The following is an 18,426-nucleotide window of genomic DNA, read 5'->3' on the forward strand; positions in this document are numbered from 1 at the left end:
GCACCGAACCCTCCGGATCGCCCGAAGGCACACCCGGCAACGGCGGCACCGAACCCTCCGGATCGCCCGAAGGCACACCCGGCAACGGCGGCACCGAACCCTCCGGATCGCCCGAAGGCACACCCGGCAACGGCGGCACCGAACCCTCCGGATCGCCGGACGGGATGCCGCACGGCGGCAGCGGCACCGCCGGAGCCGTCTCCACCGGGGTTCCCGGCACGAGCGGCGTGCTGGGGATCGGCGCGGGAGCCGGAGCGGCCTCCGCGAGAGCCGCACCGGCTCCACCGAGGCCGAGCACGGCGGCTCCGGCCACGATGACTACGGCGCGGGAAACGAGCTTGTTCCGCATCGTTGAGAACTCCTCTGCGTCTGGTGGACCGCGGTGTGTCCGCGACGAGGACGACGATGCCGATCTTCGCTGGAGCGGAGCTGAAGCTTCCTGAAGATCGCTTCAGGCTGGGCTGGCATGCTGATCCGCATGCGGGTGCTCGTCGTCGAGGATGAACGTCGCGTTGCGGAAGCGCTGCGCACCGGACTGGGGGCCGAGGGGTGGGCGGTGGACGTCACCGGCGACGGCCTCGACGCGCTGCGGCTCACCGAGGAGCACGAGTACGCGGCGATCCTGCTGGACATCATGCTCCCCGGCCTCAACGGCTACCGGGTGTGCGCGCGGCTGCGGGCGGCGGAGAACTGGACGCCGATCATCATGCTGACCGCGAAGGACGGCGAGTACGACGAGGCGGAAGCGCTCGACGCGGGCGCCGACGACTACGTGACGAAACCGTTCTCCTACGTGGTGCTGCTGGCGCGGCTGCGCAACGCGATCCGCCGCAGGCCGGCGGAGCGCCCGGCGGTGCTGCGCGTCGGCGACCTGGTGCTCGACCCGGCTCGGCGCAGCTGCGCCCGCGCGGGCCAGGACATCCCGTTGACCGGCAAGGAGTTCGCGCTGCTCGAAGTCCTCGCCCGCAGCCGAGGCCGCGTCGTGTCCAAGCGCCGGTTGCTGGAGGACGGCTGGGACTTCGCCGCCGAGCCCGACGTGAACCTCGTCGAAGTGCACATCAGCGCGCTGCGGCGGAAGATCGACAGCCCGTTCGGCCTGCGCAGCATCCGCACCGTCCGCGGGCACGGCTACCGCCTCGACGCGGAGGGGACCTCCGATGCGTGACCGGTTGCTGCGGCGGCGGCTGTCGATCCGGGGCCGCACCACGATCACCGCCACCACCATCGTCGCGCTCGCCGTCGTCGCCATCGGCGCGCTGCTCGTCGGGTACCTCAACGGCAGGCTCAACCAAGAGCTCGACGCGGCGTTGCAGGAGCAGCTCAGCGCGGCGAGCGCCTCCGTCGTGGCGGGCAGCGGCATCCCGGAAGAACCATCGGGCACCGTGTGGGTCCGCGCCATCCCCTCCGGTGATCCGGCCGGGAGCAGGCCCGCGCTACCGGACGTGGACCCGGCTCCGGTGTCCCCGCCGACCACGGGCCAGCTGGCGGACACGATCGAACCGCTGTCCCCGGCGGACCCGCCCGCGCCGGTGCCCCCGGGTGAACAGCCAGGCCCGCGACCGATCCCGGCCGGCGCGGAAACCATGGCGCCGCTGCGCACCGCTACCGCCACCGTGGCCACGCCCACCGGGAACCAGACGCTCATCGCGAGCGCCTCCACCCGGTCGGTGCAGCGCGCGACGGAGGCCGCGGCCACCGGGCTGCTGTTCGGGATGCCGGTGCTGCTGGCCGTCGTCGCAACGCTCACCTGGTTCAGCACCGGACGCGCGCTGCGCCCCGTGGAGGCCATCCGGCACGAGTTCACCCGCCTGTCCGCGCAGGACCTGCGCGGGCGGATGCCGGTGCCCGCCAGCGGGGACGAGATCGCGCGGCTCGCCTTGACGCTCAACGACACCTTGGACCGGCTCGACGATTCGGTGCGGCGGCAGCGGCGGTTCGTCGCCGACGCCTCGCACGAGCTGCGCAGCCCGCTGGCCGCGCTGCGCACCCCGCTGGAGGTGGCGCAGGCGCACCCGAACCACGCGCACTGGCCGAGCATCGCCGAAGGCACCCTGCAAGACCTGGACCGGCTGGAGCGGCTCACCTCGGACCTACTGGCGCTGGCCAGGATCGACGGCACGACTCCCGTCCCGGGCGACGAGCTCGACCTGAGCTCGCTGACCGCCGACACCGTCGCCCGGCGGGCTCCGGCCGAACCGGAACGCGTCGTCGAGATCGAACCGGGGATCGTCGTGCGGGGGCACCGCACCCACCTCGCCCGGCTGATCACGAACCTGCTGGACAACGCCGAAGCCCACGCCGAACACCAGGTCGCGCTGCGGCTGCGCACCGAGGACGGGTGCGCTCGGCTGGACGTCGTCGACGACGGACCCGGCATCCCCGCCGAGTTCCGCGATCAGGTCTTCGAGCGGTTCGCCCGCCTGGACACCGCGCGTGCCCGCGAACAGGGCGGCTCCGGGCTCGGCCTGGCGCTGGTCCGCGAGATCGTGGACATGCACCGCGGATCGGTCGTCATCAACGACTCCGGCCGCGGGGCGCACTTCACGGCCCGGTTCCCGCTGAGCGCACCGTCCGGTTCCGGGAAGCGACCGGACGGTGACACCGCCCCTGCCCACGAGTCCTGACCGGGCGGAAACCATCCGGATCCCGCCCACCACAGGTCCACAACGGACGAATCACGGCCACAGCCGCGCGGTCGCCAAATCCGCGCCTGCCACCAAGGATTCCAGCTTCGCCCAGGCGATCTGCGGGTGCACCCGCCCGCCGAGGCCGCAGTCCGTGGAGGCGACCACGTTCTCCCGGCCGACGCATTCCGCGAACCGGATGATGCGGTCGGCGACGAGCTCCGGGTGCTCCACGACGTTCGTGGCGTGGCTGACGACGCCGGGCAGCAGCAGCTTGCCCTCGGGCAGCGGGACGTCCCGCCACACCTTCCACTCGTGCTCGTGGCGCACGTTGCCCGCTTCGAACGCGTAGGCCTGCGCGTTGATGGACAGCAGCACGTCCACCAGGTCGCGCATCGGCAGGTCAGTGGTGTGCGGGCCGTGCCAGCTCCCCCAGCACAGGTGGAACCGGATCCGCTCCGGCGGCAGCCCCCGCAGCGCGTGGTTGAGCGCCTCCACCCGCCGCATCGTGAAGTCACGGTAGGCCCGCACGCTCGGCTCCGGGTTGATCTGGTCCCAGTTCTCGGCGATCGCCGGGTCGTCGATCTGCAGGATCAGCCCGGCATCGATGATCGCCCGGTACTCCTCGCGCATCGCATCCGCGCAGGCGTAGAGGAATTCCTCCTCGTCGGCGTAGTGCTCGTTGCCGATGCGCGAACAGCTGCCCGGCCCGATGGAGGTCATGAACCCCTCCTCCAGCCCGGATGCGGCCAACGCCCGCTTGAAACCGCGGATGTCCGAGGCGATCGCCTCCTGGCCGGTGTAGGTCAGCGGCCCGGTGCACGTCGGGAACACCTTCGCGCTGCTGCTCACCGCCGCGCCCGAGGTCGGATCGCCGTAGGCGTCGGCGAACCGCATCCGGTCCCGGCGGTTGCCGAACGTCGTCAGCTCCACCTCGCCCGTCGGCTTCGCGCGCTCCCCCGTCACGTCCGACAGCGCGGTCCTGCCGAGTTCCAGGCCGCCGAGGCGCTGGAACGAGTACGACCACCAGGCGCCGTAGTCCACCTTCTGACTGGTCGCCTTGCCGAACTCCCCATCACCGACGAACCCGATCCCGAGGTCGCGCTGCCGGACCACGAGGGCGGCCAGCTCCGCGTCCAGCTTCTCCCGGTAGGCCGCGGCGTCCCCGCCGTCCGCCGCGTTCCACTCGATGAGCGCCTCGGGCCGCGGCAAGCTGCCCGCTTGAGTGGTGAGAATGCCTTCGCTGCTGGAACGCATGACGCCGTCCTTCGTCGTGAGGTGCAAGCTCGCGACGCCATGCTCGCGGGGGCCGGGCACGCTTGGCAACTTCCCGGGTGGGCGAACGAATCTCAGGGGTCGCGCCGGTCAACGACCGCCGGAGGACTTCGGGGCGTGCGCTTCCGCTTGGTAGTGACGCGCGAACAGAACGGACCCGTCGACGAAATCGATCCGCAAGAACGGCGCCCGCGGGATGCTGCGCCCCAGCGGTGCGAAGTTCACGGCGGCGACACGCGAAACCGGCACTTCCACGCACGAGTGCGGCTGCTTGGCGTCTTTGAGCGCGGCGATGCCCTCCGCCGCCTGCTGCACCTGCGCCGCAGCCGAACGGACCTTCCCGAACCAGCCGGTGCTCGTCTCGTCACGCTGCTCTGCCTGTCGTGCACCGAGTTTGCCCTGCTCGACGATCACGGCCAGTCGACTCGAGCTCAACGCGAGGAAAGCTTCACCTGGCACTGCCGAGAGATGGTCCCCGAACCGGATCGCGTCACGCTCGGCGCTGTCGGCGAACACCCACCACATGATCGAAGGGTCGTCGGCCCACTCGTCGTTCAGGTACCTGCCGGATGTGACGAGCTCACTCGGCAAGGGCCAATCCGAGGTGTCCACATTGGAGGAAACCGCTTCGGAGAGCGGAGAATGCGGGACGAGCGTTCGGCCCGCCACCGTCGAGCCGACGTAGCCCTGCTCGGGGAGCACGAGCCACAGCAGCTGTTCACCGTCGGCCACCCACTTCTCGTCCAGCTTGACCGACCACTTGCGCTCCAGGATCTCCCGATCCAGTTCGTTGAGATCAGCCACGTCCGCTCCCTTGCTGTCCGCGCATGAAAGCTTGCAGGGCGTCGACCATGATCTGGACACCTTGCGGCCTACGGGCGTTCAACCCGAATCCGGATCCATCGCGCAGCGTGATCGCGCACGTCAGGGGATGTTTCGATCCGATCGGACGGCAATCCGCGATGTCCGCGGCGCTGAAATCCAACCACGGCAACACGCGCTCCGGCCGAATCGGTTCGCCGGAGATGTTCTTCCCGAACTTCTCCGATCTGTTCGACGCACCGGACGGACCGGCCGAGCTCGGCCTCGCCAGCAGTTCCACCGCCACGCCCAGCCGCCGAGGCGTCAAAGCCCACAGCATGCGGTACGGCGACCCCTCTGCGGGGACGGTACTGCGGACCGCTCGCACAGCGGCACAACCGGGATCAGCGCCGAACACGGTCAGATCAGTCCGACGACCGCTGTTTCCCCCTGCGCCACCACGATCGCCGCTATCGCCGCTGCCGAACGCCATCGTCAGCAGTGCGTCCCCCGCGAAGTTCCCGACAGCGGCAGCGGCTTTGCCACCGCCCCTTGCGAAGCGCTTGCCCACGCTCTCGGTAGGGGCGCCGCTCGCGTCCAACCCCTTGACCTTGTAAGCCATGTCCTCTTGCCACAGAGCCCACAGCAGCGGCTCATCGCGAGCGCACCACCATTCGCGAGCCACCAACGACGCCGGGAGCGCCCTGGACACCGACATCCGGTTCCCCTTCTCAGACGCTGAATCCACTCTCCGTGGCCGCCTGCCGATCCTCCGAGCTCGACGGATCCTGAGCCTTGTCGTAGCCGTACTTCACACCCTGCTCAATGCCTTCTTGTGCCACCGCCGCACTTCCCTCGTGCACGACAGCATCTTGCCAGCGGTGCTCACCGCTCAGTCCGGCTGCACCGAGGCCGGCTTGCACCGCATTGGTCGCCAATGCCTGTTCGCCCGTCGCCCGCTCCATCTCGGGTTGAAGATCACCGCCCCACGACCGAACAGGGTTCCCGTTGGAATCCTGCCGGTAGATGACGTCACCGTTGTGATCGGTCCTCGCCTGGTTGGCATAGCGATTGCCGGTCGTCGAAGCCATGTCCTGCGCGTTGGCGCGCTCCAAGTCGCGGGTCGCCCTGTTGAGGTCCGCCTGCGCTCCAGGCCGACCTTGCGCGAGCGCCTCTTCTGCTTCCCGGACTCCACGCTGGGCGTTGCGGACGCCATCGGTATCGCCACGCGTGACCATCTTCGCCAGGGGATTCGCGTCGATCTGGCGTGCCACCCACTGCTGGGCCATGTTCCCCCCACGCAGGTCGTTCATCTTCTCGACGACCTTGCGCAGCGGGCCGCTGCGGAGTTGCTTGAGCAGTTCTTCCAGCTTCGTCACGAGCGGCTTGAGCTTGTGGAGGAGCTCGGCGACCTTGGTGCCGAGGCGAGTGCCGGTGATGGCGACCTGCGACGCGGTCAAGCCGGAGGCGGCACCGACCGAGGCTCCGGCGGTGATCCAGGAGGCGGCCAGGGCGGCGATCCACTCGATGATGAGGCCGATCACCAGTTCCTGGATGATGTCGATCGCCATCTCCACGAACATGTCGAAGATGTCGGCCGCCATGTTCAGGATCTGGGTGAGGCCGCGGACCTCCGAGGCGAAGGCGCTCGCGCCGCCGGAGAACTCGTCGAGCTGCTTGCGGAAGGCGTCGCCCGCCTGGCCCTCCCAGAGCGGCTTGGTGGCTTCGGCGCGCTGCTTCTCCTGCTCGCCCAGCTTCTCCAGCCACTCGGCGACCTGCTCCCAGCCCTTGCCGGTGCTGCGCATCTGCTCCGGGTCGCCGATGGCGGGTTCGAGGACGAACTCCACCAGCGGACTGATCACCAGCGACACCAGGAATCCCAGCCCGTTGTCCATGAAGGACTGCCCGGGGCTGGTGACCATCTGCAGCTGTTCCATGCGGGCGTTGACGGTGGCGATCGCGACGTCCGGCGGGTTGTCCGCCCTCGCCAGGTCACCGCTGGTCGAGGCGGCGGACGAACCGTATTCGGCGGTCTGCTCCATGTAGCTCTTGCCCGGGCCACCCGCGCCGTTGACGGCGCCGAGCGAAGCGGGCCCGCCGCCGGACACGCGCATCCCGCTGAGGTCGATCTTGCCCAGGTCGTCGGCCTGCGTCTGGTCCATCTCCTGGTAGTCCTTGGCGCAGTCCTGCACCGCCGAGGACATGTGGCTCATGAAGCCGCCGGCCTGCTTGGCCAGGTCGCGGCACTCCTCCAGGGAGTCGAAGTAGGCGAAGGCCAGCAGCTCACCGATCGGGCCGAAGCAGTCGTCGCTGACCCGCGCCTGCTCCAGCACCGAGGACAGCTGGTCCAGGTGCTGCGACACCCCCTCGGAGCCCTGGCCGTGCGCGGTCAAAGCCTCCGGTGCGACATTCAGTGCCACGCTCGTCCCCCCAGGATCGAACCATTTGCGTCACCGCCGATCAGTGCCGCGATAGTACTGCGACGGTCTCAAGCGCTGGTTCGTTCCTGTGAATTTCGCGGCCGGAGACGCGACCGGAGGCGGCCCGACGCGCGGGCCGCCTCCGGTGCGTTCTTGCTCAGTTCCAGATCTCGGCGGCCCACTCGGGGTGGTCGACGAAGGGGTTGCGGTTGTGCTGGAACTGGTCGTAGATGACCTGGTTGCGGTTCTGCTCGAACTCGTCCGGCGGGTCCTGGGCGTTCCACTCCAGCAACACCGACTGGCGGCCCATCAGCGGGGCGCTGCCGTTGTCGACGTTGTCGTTGAGCTCCAAGTCCGGGGCGCCGTCCTCGCCCTCGTAGCGCACCGCCATGTACATGATCATGCGGGCGACGTCGCCCTTGACCGCGTCGCGGGGCTCGAACGAGTCCTCGTCGGTGAAGCTGCCCTCGGCCTCGTCGACCGGGCTGCCGCCCATGTCGAAGTCCTTGTTGCCGCGCTCCGAGTTCACCGACACGTCGGTGGGGCGCAGGTGGTGAACGTCGGTTCCGGGTCCGACCGCGGTGCCGAAGTCGCCGTGCGACTTGGCCCAGGTGTGCTCGCGGTTCCACTGGTCCGCGTCGCCGCCGTTGGTGTCCTTGCCCTGCGAACGGCCGCTGTAGAGCAGGATGACGTTGTCCGGGTTCGCCGGGTCCTGGTCGGTGACCTTCAGCGCCTCCCACACGTCGTCGTAGGTGAGCTGGTCGTTGGTGCTGATGATGTCGTTGAGGGCGACCTTCAGCTCCTCACCGGTCTTGCCGAGCGCCGGCTCGTAGTACGTGTCGTCGTAGGCCGTCACGCGATCGGCCACACCCAGGTCGGCGGGAGCGGCGGAAGCGGGCATCGGCACCGCCAGAGCCAGCGGCAATGCGCCCACCACGGCCAGTCGTTTCCAACGGGTCTTCAGCACGGGCATGATCCTCTCCCGGAAGGCTGACGCCACCTGCCGCATCGGCGATTCACAGTGACGCCGCGTCACAAAACACGGTCAAGGCAAAAGTCTTGCATGCGAAAAGCCACTGTCGAGTGAATCGTTCAGAGCAATCACATGTCCGCACGATGGACTAACGATGACTCGAAATCCCACCCGGAACCGATGAGAACGGGAAAACCGGGGAATTCCAGCGCGATTCACCATCCGAAATCCCGTAACCGTTATCCCGGAGATGATCCGCCGGACCTGGATCGGCAAATGGGAATGGCGCGAATCGCCGGGCGATTTGTTCGCCCGGCGATGTCGACCGGACCTGGATCAGCCGCCGTCGGTCCACGTCGGCGGGGCGATGACGTGCAGCGCGTTGCTGGCCACCGAGAACAGCTGCGGCGTGTTCGCCACCAGCTCGCCATCGATGTTGATCGGCAGCTCGGCGTCGGTGCGCACCTCGACCTTCCCGGTGCGCAGGTGCGTGACCAGCGAACTGTCCGTGGTGCTGCCGGTGCGCAGCTCGCGAGCCATCGACAGCAGCCGCAGCGGGCTCCCGTTGCGCAGCACCGACACGTCGAGCATCGCGTCGTCGATGCCCGCGTCCTGCGCGGCGAGCTGCCCGCCGCCGAAATAACGACCGTTGGCCACCGAGATCTGCAACAGGTCGGTGAACGTCAACGACTCGTGATCACCTTCCGGGAATTCCAGGGTCGCGGTGAACGGGCGGTGCTTGCGCAACGCCCGCGCCGTCGCCACCGGATAGGCCAGCGGGCCGATGCGCCGCTTCAACCTGGGCGACATGTGCTCGGCGACCGCGGCGCCCAATCCGGCCGAGGCGCGGTTCACGTAGTAATTGCGACCGCACAGCCCCAAATCCACGTCCACGACGTGGCCGCGGGCGATGGTCCGGCAGGCGCCGTCCAGGTCCGCCGGGATGTGCATGGTGCGGGCGAAGTCGTTCGCGGTGCCCAGCGGCAGCAGGCCCATCGGCACCTCGCGGTGCGCCAGCACGTCGACGACGGAGCTGACCGTCCCGTCGCCGCCGCCGAGCACGATCAGGTCGTGCCCCGCGTCGACGGCGCCCTCCACGACCTCCAGCAGCCGGGACGGGTCCCGCAGCGGGTGCACGGCGTGCAGCGGAACGTCCATCTCCCGCAGCAGATCTTCCGCGTCCGAGCAGGCCCGGGCACCCGATCGGGAATTCGCGTTGACGATCAGGGCTGCCTTGGTCACGTGGCCGTCGTAGCGGATGGTGCCTCCTTCAATCACGACGAAGGCTACCCGCAGGGAGCGATGCGCCGATCGTTCGCGCTGGTGAGCACGCTCACGCGGTCCCGGTACCCCTCGGAGGCCGGGGCCGGACGTGCTCGGACCCCGCCAGCGGGGGCAGGCGGGGTCCGGCGGAGCACGGGAGTCGGGCGTCCCGTGCGCTGTTCACTTCGTCCGGGTCCGGTTCGCAGCCTCGGGGGCGGCTGCGTCCCGGAACGGGGCGGGGAGCTCGGGGAAGCGACCCGTCCCCGAGGGATCAGTCCTGACCCAGCTTCGCCAGGTCGCCGACGCTGCCCTGGAAGTGGTTCTGGTCCACATCACCGCTGACGCCGGGGACGGAGCCCGCTTCGGTGTACTGCCAGAAGTTCCAGTCCTTGAAGCCCTTCGGCACGGTCGGCTCGTCCACCTCGTAGGCGGCCAGCCACAGCGCGTGGTCCGCGTAGGCGTCACTGCCGCCCATGCACTCGTTCCAGAAGGACGGGTTCGCGTAGATGATCGGGTCGGCCCCGGTCGCGTCCTTCACCTTCTTGTTGAACGTGTCGGTCCACTTGTGCATCTCCGACACGGACAGGCCGTAGCAGCCACCGCCGGACGGGTCGACCTCGAGGTCCAGCACCGGGGGCAGGCTCTTGCCGTCCTTCTTGTAGTCGCCGACGGACAGCAGCTTGTCGGCCTGCGCCTCAGCGGACTCGTCCGGGCGGGCGAAGTGGTATGGCGCCGCCATCAGGCCCGCGTCCTTCGCACCGTGGTACTGCTCGACGTACTTCGGGCTGGTGAAGTCGGTGCCGTCCGTGGCCAGCACGAACGCGAAGTTCTGACCGGAGTCCGCGACCTTCTTCCAGTCGACGGAGCCGTTGTGGTTGGAGACGTCGATGCCCTTGGCGGGCGGGCCCGGCACGGGACCCGTGTCCTTCGGCGCCTCGTCGGAGCCGAACAGGCCGCCCTCGTCCGGGCCGGAGTCCTGTTCCGCGACGGGGATGTCGTCGACCTGCGCGGCGGCGCGGACGTCGTTGTCGGAACCGGTGCTCACGCTGAGCACGGCGACGCCCAGCACGCCGAGCACGGCGAGACCGGCGCCGGCCTGCATCGCGCGCAGCCGGGGGTGCTGCCGGGTGCGGTGCCCGCCGCGGTTCGGTTCGGTCGCGGCCTGGACCTTGGTGGTGGCGCCGCTCGCCGCCGGGCCGACGCGCTGCTCGATCCACTGACCGGCGGTGGAGTTCCGCGCCCGCTGCAGCAGCGGCAGCACGGCGAGCCACAACCGGCGCAGCAGCGGGAGGATCCGCTGCCAGACCTGGTGGGCGTAGGGCCGCACCCGGTCCACTCCGGAACGCACCGCGTGGTCGGCTCCCAAGGCCGTGTCCCGCCAGGCGTTGCTGTTCGCCGAAGCGGTCCGCGAGGTGTCGGGGTTCTGGTTCTCGGGAGTCGGGGTCTGAGGCTCGTTGCCTCGTTCGGGGTTCTGGTTTCGATCGGGGGGTGTCACGAGGCCCCACACTCCGGAACGGAGCGTGTACGTGCATCGCGGTTTCTACGTACGGAGGTACCTGGTTACGTGGACCCAGGCCACCGTTGCCCGGCCGAATCGTCACGGGCTGTGAATGTTCCGGCCCAACCGGAGAGCTGGCTCACGAAAAGTCACCGGAACCGCGCCGCCTCGGAACAGCCCGGAACGCGGCCACCCTAACCCACGCCGCCTGCTACGAAGTACGCCGCCGCACCCATCCGACGATCTCCTCCCGGTCGCGGAAGCCGAGCCGCACCAGCACCTGATCGGCCTCCACCTCCGCCGCCTGCGGCGCGATGTGCAGCCGCCGCGCGATCTCCGCGCCGTTCGACCCCGCCGACAGCAGCAGCGCCGTCTCCACCTCGCGCGGGGTGAGCCCGCCGTCCCCGGAGGCGACCTCCGGACCGCTCTCCGGGCGCGCGGACCGGTCCTCCAGCGCGTAGGAGACCATCTCGGACAGCTCCCAGCCCGCGCCCTCGTCGTGAGCGGACCGGAACCGCTCCTCACCGAGCACCTGCCGCGCCCATCCCATCGCCACCGCGTCGTAGTCGTCGAAGTACACCGAGTCGCCCATCTCGCCGCCGTTGGCCTTGCGCAGCGCGTTCGACGCCCCCATCAGCCGTGCCGCGCGCTGCGGCTGGTCCGTCGTCGTCGCGCACCACGACAGCACCTCCAGGTAGACGCCGAGCCCCGCCATGTCCCGCGCCAGCTGCTGCAACCGGATCGCCTGCTGGATCAGCAAGGTGGCCTCCCGGTGGCCTCCGCCGCGCCACCGGTGCAGCGACACGACCCACAGCGCGTAGCACTTGGTCCACGTCGCCCCGTAGGTCTCGCACAGCCGGAGGGAGTCCGCCGCCGCCTCGGCCCCACCGCTGTTGCCCCGGTAGAAGCCCAGGCAGGCGAGCAGGATCGTCGCGCTCACGTAGCCGAACGGGTCGCCGGTCGCCTTGTGCCCGGTCGCGGCCCGCTCCAGCACCTCGGCGGCCTCGTCCAACCGGCCGGCGAGCATCGCCTCCATGCCGATGGTGCCGTCCACCCGGGCGCTCAACGCGGTCTCGCCGTAGCGATCGGCGATCTCGCGCGCCTCGCGCAGCATGGGGCCCGCGACCTCGGCCTCCTCCAGGTGCAGCGCGAGGAACGCCGCGACTCCCAGCCCGTCGGCCCGCTCCGCGACCGGCTCGGGGATCTGCTCCAGCGAGCTCAGCAGCCACTGGTAGCCCTCCCGCAACGCGTTGCCGGAGAACCAGAACGACCACAGCTTCGCCGCGGTCGCCGCCGCCGTCACCGCCCCGCCCGGCATCTCCAGGTCCCGCTCCAGGACGTGCCGGAGGTTCGCGTGCAGGTGGATCATGTGGTGGACCCATTCCAGCTGCTCGGGCCCGAACACCTCCCGGTTGTAGCGCTCGGCGAGGGAGTGGAAGTAGGCGGCGTGCCGCTCGCGCATCACGGCTTCCTGGTGGGCGGCGCAGAGCCGGGCCAGGCCGTACTCGCGGATGCTGTCGAACATGCGGAAGTAGTCGGTACCGGCGCTCTCGTCGAACTCCCGCACCACGATCGACTTGGAGACCAGCACGTCGAGCGACTCGGCGATCTCGTCGACGGCCAGCGAGTCGTCGGCGCACACCGCTCGCACCGCGTCCAGGTCCCATCCGCCGACGAAGCAGGACACCCGCGCCCACAGCAGCTGTTCACGGGCGGCGCACAGCCCGAAGCTCCAGCCGATCGACTCCTCCAGCACCCCGTCGCGGGAGGAGCGCTGCCCCTTGGTGAGCAGCGTGATCCGGTCGTCGAGCCGGTGGAGCACGTCGTCGAGCGGGCAGTCCCGCAGCTGCGCGGCGGCGAGCTCGATGGCCAGCGGCATCCCGTCGAGCCTGCGGCAGATCCGGCCGATCGTGTCCCGGTTGGTCTCGTCGAGGACGAAACCGGGCACCACCGAGGCCGCGCGGTCGGTGAACAGGCTGAGCGCGTCGGCGAACACGTCCCCGTAGCCGTGCTCGGAGGCGGCGGCCTCCGCAGGCAGCGACAGCGGCGCGACCGGTAGCACCAGCTCGCCCGCGACGCCCAGCACCTGCCTGCTGGTGGCCACGATGCGGACCTCGACGTGCTCGGTGAGCAGCCTGCGGGCGAGACCGGACACGGCGTTGAGGACGTGGTCGCAGTCGTCGAAAATGATCAGCATCCGCTCATCCCGGATGCGGCTGACCAGGTCCTCCGCCGGGTTTCCCGGTCCGGGGCGACCGCCGAGCGCCGCGTTCACCGTCTGCGGCAGCAGCGACGGGTCCTGCACGTCGGACAGGCTGACCAGGACGACTCCGTCGGCGAAGGCGCGCCGGACCTTGCGCGCCAGCCGCAGCGCGAGCCTGCTCTTGCCGACCCCGGCGGGCCCGGTCAGCGTGAGCAACCGCCCCGAGTACATCTGCCTGCGGGCATCGGCGAGCTCGCGGCGCCTGCCGATGAAGCTCGTCGTCTCGGGAGGCAGCCGTTCTCGCGTTGTCCGCATGGTGTTCGCCGCGCCCACCGCCCACCTCCTGCTCCGAGCGTATGGCACCGCTCACAGCAGTACCCGTTCGGCGGTACCCCGTACCAGCGCACAGTCGTGCCGACACGCCGACGCGTGTACCGGACCGGCCTGATCCGGGCGTCGGGCAGAATGCACGGACGTTCTGGGCGGAGATCAGGAGAGGTGTCGGAACATCGTGACGACGGCTGTGCATCAGAGGATCGCCGAGGAGCTCGGCGTGCGGGAGCGGCAGGTCGACGCTGCCGTCGGCCTGCTCGACGGCGGCGCCACGGTGCCGTTCGTCGCGCGGTACCGCAAGGAGGTCACCGGGGCGCTCGACGACGCGCAGCTGCGCACCCTGGAGGAGCGCCTGCGCTACCTGCGGGAGCTGGAGGAGCGGCGCAGCACGGTGCTGGAGTCGATCCGCTCCCAGGGCAAGCTCGACGACGAGCTGGAGGGCCGGATCAACGCGGCCGACTCCAAGGCCCGCCTGGAGGACATCTACCTCCCCTACAAGCCCAAGCGGCGCACCAAGGGGCAGATCGCGCGCGAAGCCGGCCTCGAACCGCTGGCCGACCTGCTGCTGACCGATCCCGGCCAGGACCCGCAGACCCGCGCGGCCGAGTACGTCGACGCGGACAAGGGCGTCGCCGACGCGTCCGCCGCACTGGAAGGGGCCCGGTCGATCCTGGTCGAGCGCTTCTCCGAAGACGCCGACCTGGTGGGCGAGCTGCGCGAGCGCATGTGGTCGAACGGCCGGGTGGTGTCCCGCGTCCGCGACGGCAAGCAGGACGAGGGCGCGAAGTTCGCGGACTACTTCGAGTTCGACGAACCGTTCACCGCGCTCCCCTCGCACCGCATCCTGGCGTTGTTCCGCGGGGAGAAGGAAGAGGTCCTGGACCTCTCGATGGAACCGGACGACGGCGCCGAGCAGGACGGCCCGACCCCCTACGAGCGCGAGATCGCGCGGCGCTTCGAGATCGCCGACCTCGGCAGGCCCGCGGACCGCTGGCTCGGCGAAGTGGTGCGCTGGGCGTGGCGGACCCGCGTGCTGACCCACCTCGGCATCGACCTGCGGCTGCGGCTGCGCCAGGCCGCCGAGGACGAGGCGGCCCGGGTGTTCGCCGCGAACCTGCGGGACCTGCTGCTGGCCGCGCCCGCCGGGATGCGCGCCACGATGGGTCTGGACCCGGGTTTCCGCACCGGCGTCAAGGTCGCCGTGGTCGACGGCACCGGCAAGGTGGTGGCCACCGACACGATCTACCCGCACCAGCCGCAGCAGCGCTGGGACCAGGCGATCGTCTCGTTGGAGAAGCTGGTCCGCGAGCACGGCGTGGACCTGGTCGCGATCGGCAACGGCACCGCGTCCCGCGAGACCGACCGGCTCGCCGCCGACCTCATCCAGCGGCACCCGGACCTGGGGCTGACGAAGATCTCGGTGTCCGAGGCGGGCGCTTCGGTGTACTCGGCCTCCGCCTACGCGTCCCGGGAACTGCCGGACCTGGACGTGTCGCTGCGCGGCGCGGTGTCGATCGCGCGGCGGCTGCAGGACCCGCTGGCGGAGCTGGTCAAGATCGACCCGAAGTCCATCGGCGTCGGCCAGTACCAGCACGACATCACCGAGACGAAGCTGTCCCGCTCGCTGGACGCGGTGGTGGAGGACTGCGTGAACGCGGTCGGCGTGGACGTCAACACCGCGTCGGCGCCGCTGCTGACCAGGGTCTCGGGCATCGGGGAGGGCCTCGCGGAGAACATCATCGCGCACCGCGACGGCAACGGTCCGTTCCGCTCCCGCGCCGGGCTCAAGGACGTGGCGCGGCTGGGCCCGAAGGCGTTCGAGCAGTGCGCGGGCTTCCTGCGCATCCCCGGCGGTGACGACCCGCTGGACTCCTCCAGCGTGCACCCGGAGTCCTACCCGGTGGTGCGCCGGATCCTGGAGTCCGCCGCGGCCGAGCTGAGCACCCTGATCGGCAACACCCGCGTGCTGCGCGAGATCAAGCCCGCGGACTTCGTCGACGACTCGGTGGGCCTGCCCACCGTCACCGACATCCTCGCCGAGCTGGAGAAGCCCGGCCGGGACCCGCGTCCGACGTTCAAGACGGCCACCTTCGCCGACGGCGTCGAGAAGATCGGCGACCTCAAGCCGGGCATGCGGTTGGAAGGCGTGGTCACCAACGTGGCGGCGTTCGGCGCGTTCGTCGACGTCGGGGTGCACCAGGACGGCCTGGTGCACGTCTCGGCGATGTCGAAGAACTTCGTCAACGACCCGCACGACGTCGTGAAGTCGGGCGACGTGGTGAAGGTGAAGGTCCTCGACGTGGACGTCCCGCGCAAGCGGATCTCGCTGACCCTGCGGCTGGACGACGAGGCCGGCTCGGAACGCGGTGAGCGCGGCGGCGGTGAGCGCCGCGAGGGCAACCGCGGGCGCGGCGGCGGACGGCCCGGCGGCAACGGCGGCGGCAACGGGAAGGGCGGCGGCCAGAAGGGCGGCGGCCAGCGCAAGGGCCGCGACTCCGCACCGGCGGGCGGCGCGATGGCGGACGCGCTGCGCCGCGCCGGTTTCAACAACCGCTGACGAACCGGGCATCTCTGCGCGACCGCGCGGCACTCGCACTCGGAGTGCCGCGCGGTCGCGTTTCACCCGAGCGGACGCTCTCCCCTCGAACTCCCGGAGAGCTACGGATCAGGAGCCGTTCTGGTTCTCCTGGAGGAGGCCGATGAGCTTGTCGCCGAGGATCTCCGGGATGACGCGTTCCGCCGAGCGGGCCGCCGCAGCGTTCAGCGCGGACATCGCGAGGGGCCGCAGCCGCCGCACCGCGTCGGAGTAGCGCTCCACCTCGGATTCGTCCCAGATCGCCGTGGACGGATCACCGAGGACGTGGGTGCGCACCAGCGACACCAGCGTCTCGGACACGTGGTCCACGTCGCTCTGCAACTGCTCGGCGAGGTCGAGCACGTCCTCCAGCGGGACCCCGAGGTGCACGAGCTCGCTACCGGCGTCGAGCAGTTGCGGGCTGGGGGCGACGAACCGCGCGCCCCACCGCTCCAGCAGGTTCAGTTCGAGGGCGCGGCGGATGTTGCGCTGGTTGAGCTGGCCGCGGAACATCTCGCGCAGCTGGGAGAGCGAGAACACCCGCGGCGACTGCTCCGCCCAGGACTCGCCCATGACTTCTTCGAGGCCCAGCACCTCGGCGAGGCTGCGTCCGGCTTCCCAGGCCGAGAGCATCTCCTTGATCTGCGCGAAGGCGTAGCCGCGTTCGAGCATGTTGATGATCATGCGGAGGCGGACCAGGTGGGCGTCGGAGTAGATCGCCAGCCTGCCCTCCCGGCGCGGCGCGGGCAGCAGTTCCCGGTCTTGGTAAACCCGCACGTTGCGCACCGTGGTGCCCGCGGCGCGGGCTAGGTCGTCGATCCGGTATTCGGCCACCTGCCGGAGTCTAGTTCGTCCGCTGATCACGTGGGGACCGGTGACGGAGGTCCGCGTCGCCTGGGGGTACGACGCGGACCTCCGCCGGGAACGGGGGTCGATCGCGCGGATCAGACCTCCGTCCGGTCCTCGTCCCGCTCGCGCTCCTGATCAACGGCCGCGCGCCGCGGCAGGACCCTGGCCAGCAGCGGCCACGCCAAGATCAGCAACACCACGGCGTAGACGGTGATCGAGAACGGCGTGTTGACCAAACCGATGACCTGACCGTCACTGATCTGCAACGCGCGGCGCATCTGCTGCTCCGCGGTGGGGCCCAGGATCACGGCGATGATCGCGGGCAGCACCGGCAAACCGTAGCGGCGCATGGCGAAACCGATGAGCCCCACGATGAACAGCACCAGCAGGTCCAAAGAGGACCCGCCGACCGCGTAGGCACCGATGCTGGCGAAGAACAGGATGCCCGCGTACAGGTACGGCCGCGGGATCTGCAGCAGCTTCGCCCACACCGGCGCCAGCGGCAGGTTCAGCACCAGCAGCAGCACCGAGCCGATGAACATGCTCGCGATCAGCGCCCACACCAGGTCCGATTCCCGCTGGAACAGCAGCGGTCCCGGCTGGATGCCGTACTGCTGGAACGCCGCGAGCATGACCGCGGCGACCGCCGTGGTCGGCAGCCCGAGGGTCAGCATCGAGACCATCGTCCCGGCGGCCGAGGCGCTGGCCGTCGCCTCCGGCCCCGCGACGCCTTCGATGGCGCCCTTGCCGAACTCGTCCTTGTGGCGCGACAACCGCTTCTCGGTGACGTAGGACAGGAACGTGGGGATTTCCGCGCCACCGGCGGGAATCGCGCCGAACGGGAACCCGATCACCGGGCCGCGCAGCCACGGCTTCCAGGACCGGCGCAGATCTTCCTTGCCCAGCCACGGCCGCCCCACCGGGATGGGTTTGCCAGAGGTGTGGCGCAGGTGCGCGGCCACCCACAGCGACTCGCCGATGGCGAACAGCCCGACGGCGACGATGACGACGTCGATCCCGTCGGCCAGCGGCAGCAGCCCGAAGGTGAGGCGCTGCTGCCCGGTCATCTCGTCCAGCCCGATCAGCCCGATGGTCAGGCCGATCAGCAGCGAGGCGAACCCGCGGATCCGCGAACTGCCCAGCACCGAGGTGACCGCGATGAACGCGAGCACCATCACCGCCAGGTAGTCCGGCGCACCGATGTTCACCGCGACCGACGCCACCGTCGGCGCCAGCAGCGTGAGCAGCGTGATGCCGATCAGGGCGCCGATGAAGTGCCCGATCGCGGCGGCGGCCAGCGCCTGCGATCCGCGGCCCTTGCGGGCCATCGGGTTGCCTTCCATGGCCGCGACCACGGCAGCGCTCTCCCCCGGCGTGTTGAGCAGGATCGAGGTGGTCGATCCGCCGAACATCCCGCCGAAGTAGATGCCGGCGAACATGATGAACGCCCCGGTCGGTTCCAGCGCGTAGGTGACGGGCAGCAGCAGCGCCACGGCCATCGCCGGCCCGATGCCGGGCAGCACGCCGATGGCGGTGCCCAGCAGCACGCCTAACGCGGCCCACACCAGGTTCATCGGGGTCAGCGCGGTGGCGAACCCCTGCATCAACAGGT

General features: G+C 70.1%; 13 protein-coding genes and 1 pseudogene. 3 read left to right on the top strand and 11 right to left on the bottom strand.

Annotation, left to right across the window (positions count from 1 at the left end; translation table 11 throughout):
- Positions 1-349, bottom strand: a pseudogene (locus tag OOZ19_RS05570) (hypothetical protein); the annotation flags it as partial.
- A gap of 129 nt (positions 350-478) precedes the next feature.
- On the opposite strand from OOZ19_RS05570, the gene OOZ19_RS05575 reads away from it, so the two are divergent.
- Positions 479-1,165 (top strand): response regulator transcription factor, encoded by a 687-nt coding sequence (locus OOZ19_RS05575; protein WP_266089142.1) that lies wholly within the window; start codon positions 479-481, stop codon positions 1,163-1,165.
- The gene (locus OOZ19_RS05580; protein ID WP_266088911.1) at positions 1,158-2,624 is read left to right on the top strand and encodes a sensor histidine kinase; all 1,467 of its coding nucleotides are present in this window, start codon (positions 1,158-1,160) and stop codon (positions 2,622-2,624) included. The genes OOZ19_RS05575 and OOZ19_RS05580 overlap by 8 nt, the downstream gene beginning before the upstream one ends.
- 51 nt (positions 2,625-2,675) lie before the next feature.
- On the opposite strand, the gene OOZ19_RS05585 is transcribed toward OOZ19_RS05580, so the two are convergent.
- From OOZ19_RS05585 to OOZ19_RS05620, 8 genes are all read right to left on the bottom strand, one after another.
- Positions 2,676-3,881 (bottom strand): cobalamin-independent methionine synthase II family protein, encoded by a 1,206-nt coding sequence (locus OOZ19_RS05585; protein WP_266088912.1) that lies wholly within the window; start codon positions 3,879-3,881, stop codon positions 2,676-2,678.
- A 108-nt stretch (positions 3,882-3,989) separates the two neighbouring features.
- On the bottom strand, positions 3,990-4,631 hold the full coding sequence (locus OOZ19_RS05590; RefSeq protein ID WP_266088913.1) for a hypothetical protein: 642 nt from the start codon (positions 4,629-4,631) through the stop codon (positions 3,990-3,992).
- A 64-nt stretch (positions 4,632-4,695) separates the two neighbouring features.
- Positions 4,696-5,322: a hypothetical protein gene (locus OOZ19_RS05595; RefSeq protein WP_266088914.1), complete on the bottom strand. Its 627-nt coding sequence runs from the start codon at positions 5,320-5,322 to the stop codon at positions 4,696-4,698.
- A 109-nt stretch (positions 5,323-5,431) separates the two neighbouring features.
- Positions 5,432-7,120, bottom strand: coding sequence for a WXG100 family type VII secretion target (locus OOZ19_RS05600; RefSeq protein WP_266088915.1), 1,689 nt, complete (start codon positions 7,118-7,120; stop codon positions 5,432-5,434).
- Positions 7,121-7,277: 157 nt separating this feature from the next.
- Complete coding sequence (locus tag OOZ19_RS05605; RefSeq protein ID WP_416309402.1) at positions 7,278-8,084, bottom strand: endonuclease I family protein; 807 nt, start codon at positions 8,082-8,084, stop codon at positions 7,278-7,280.
- 345 nt (positions 8,085-8,429) lie between these two features.
- Positions 8,430-9,371 carry a lipid kinase gene (locus OOZ19_RS05610; protein ID WP_266088916.1) on the bottom strand — a complete coding sequence of 314 codons (942 nt, stop codon included), beginning with the start codon at positions 9,369-9,371 and terminating at the stop codon, positions 8,430-8,432.
- A gap of 256 nt (positions 9,372-9,627) precedes the next feature.
- Complete coding sequence (locus OOZ19_RS05615; protein ID WP_266088917.1) at positions 9,628-10,851, bottom strand: GH25 family lysozyme; 1,224 nt, start codon at positions 10,849-10,851, stop codon at positions 9,628-9,630.
- Between the two features lie 214 nt (positions 10,852-11,065).
- Positions 11,066-13,390, bottom strand: a complete 2,325-nt coding sequence (locus tag OOZ19_RS05620) for an ATP-binding protein (RefSeq protein WP_266088918.1) — start codon at positions 13,388-13,390, stop codon at positions 11,066-11,068.
- 178 nt (positions 13,391-13,568) lie between these two features.
- Between OOZ19_RS05620 and OOZ19_RS05625 the strand changes: the two genes are divergently transcribed.
- A complete protein-coding gene (locus tag OOZ19_RS05625) occupies positions 13,569-15,947 on the top strand; it encodes a Tex family protein (RefSeq protein WP_266088919.1) in 2,379 nt (792 codons plus the stop codon).
- Positions 15,948-16,055: 108 nt separating this feature from the next.
- On the opposite strand, the gene OOZ19_RS05630 is transcribed toward OOZ19_RS05625, so the two are convergent.
- The gene (locus tag OOZ19_RS05630) at positions 16,056-16,799 is read right to left on the bottom strand and encodes a MerR family transcriptional regulator (protein WP_266088920.1); all 744 of its coding nucleotides are present in this window, start codon (positions 16,797-16,799) and stop codon (positions 16,056-16,058) included.
- 110 nt (positions 16,800-16,909) lie between these two features.
- Positions 16,910-18,418: a tripartite tricarboxylate transporter permease gene (locus OOZ19_RS05635; protein ID WP_266089144.1), complete on the bottom strand. Its 1,509-nt coding sequence runs from the start codon at positions 18,416-18,418 to the stop codon at positions 16,910-16,912.
- Positions 18,419-18,426 lie beyond the last annotated feature (8 nt).

The organism is Saccharopolyspora sp. NFXS83 (assembly GCF_026241095.1).
Taxonomy (GTDB): domain Bacteria; phylum Actinomycetota; class Actinomycetes; order Mycobacteriales; family Pseudonocardiaceae; genus Saccharopolyspora_C.

Excerpts from the sequence above, each read along its gene's own strand:
- OOZ19_RS05575 (WP_266089142.1), top strand. The coding sequence starts at position 479 with ATGCGGGTGCTCGTCGTCGAGGATGAACGTCGCGTTGCGGAAGCGCTG.
- OOZ19_RS05580 (WP_266088911.1), top strand. The coding sequence starts at position 1,158 with ATGCGTGACCGGTTGCTGCGGCGGCGGCTGTCGATCCGGGGCCGCACC.
- OOZ19_RS05585 (WP_266088912.1), bottom strand. The coding sequence starts at position 3,881 with ATGCGTTCCAGCAGCGAAGGCATTCTCACCACTCAAGCGGGCAGCTTG.
- OOZ19_RS05595 (WP_266088914.1), bottom strand. The coding sequence starts at position 5,322 with ATGGCTTACAAGGTCAAGGGGTTGGACGCGAGCGGCGCCCCTACCGAG.
- OOZ19_RS05635 (WP_266089144.1), bottom strand. The coding sequence starts at position 18,418 with ATGCAGGGGTTCGCCACCGCGCTGACCCCGATGAACCTGGTGTGGGCC.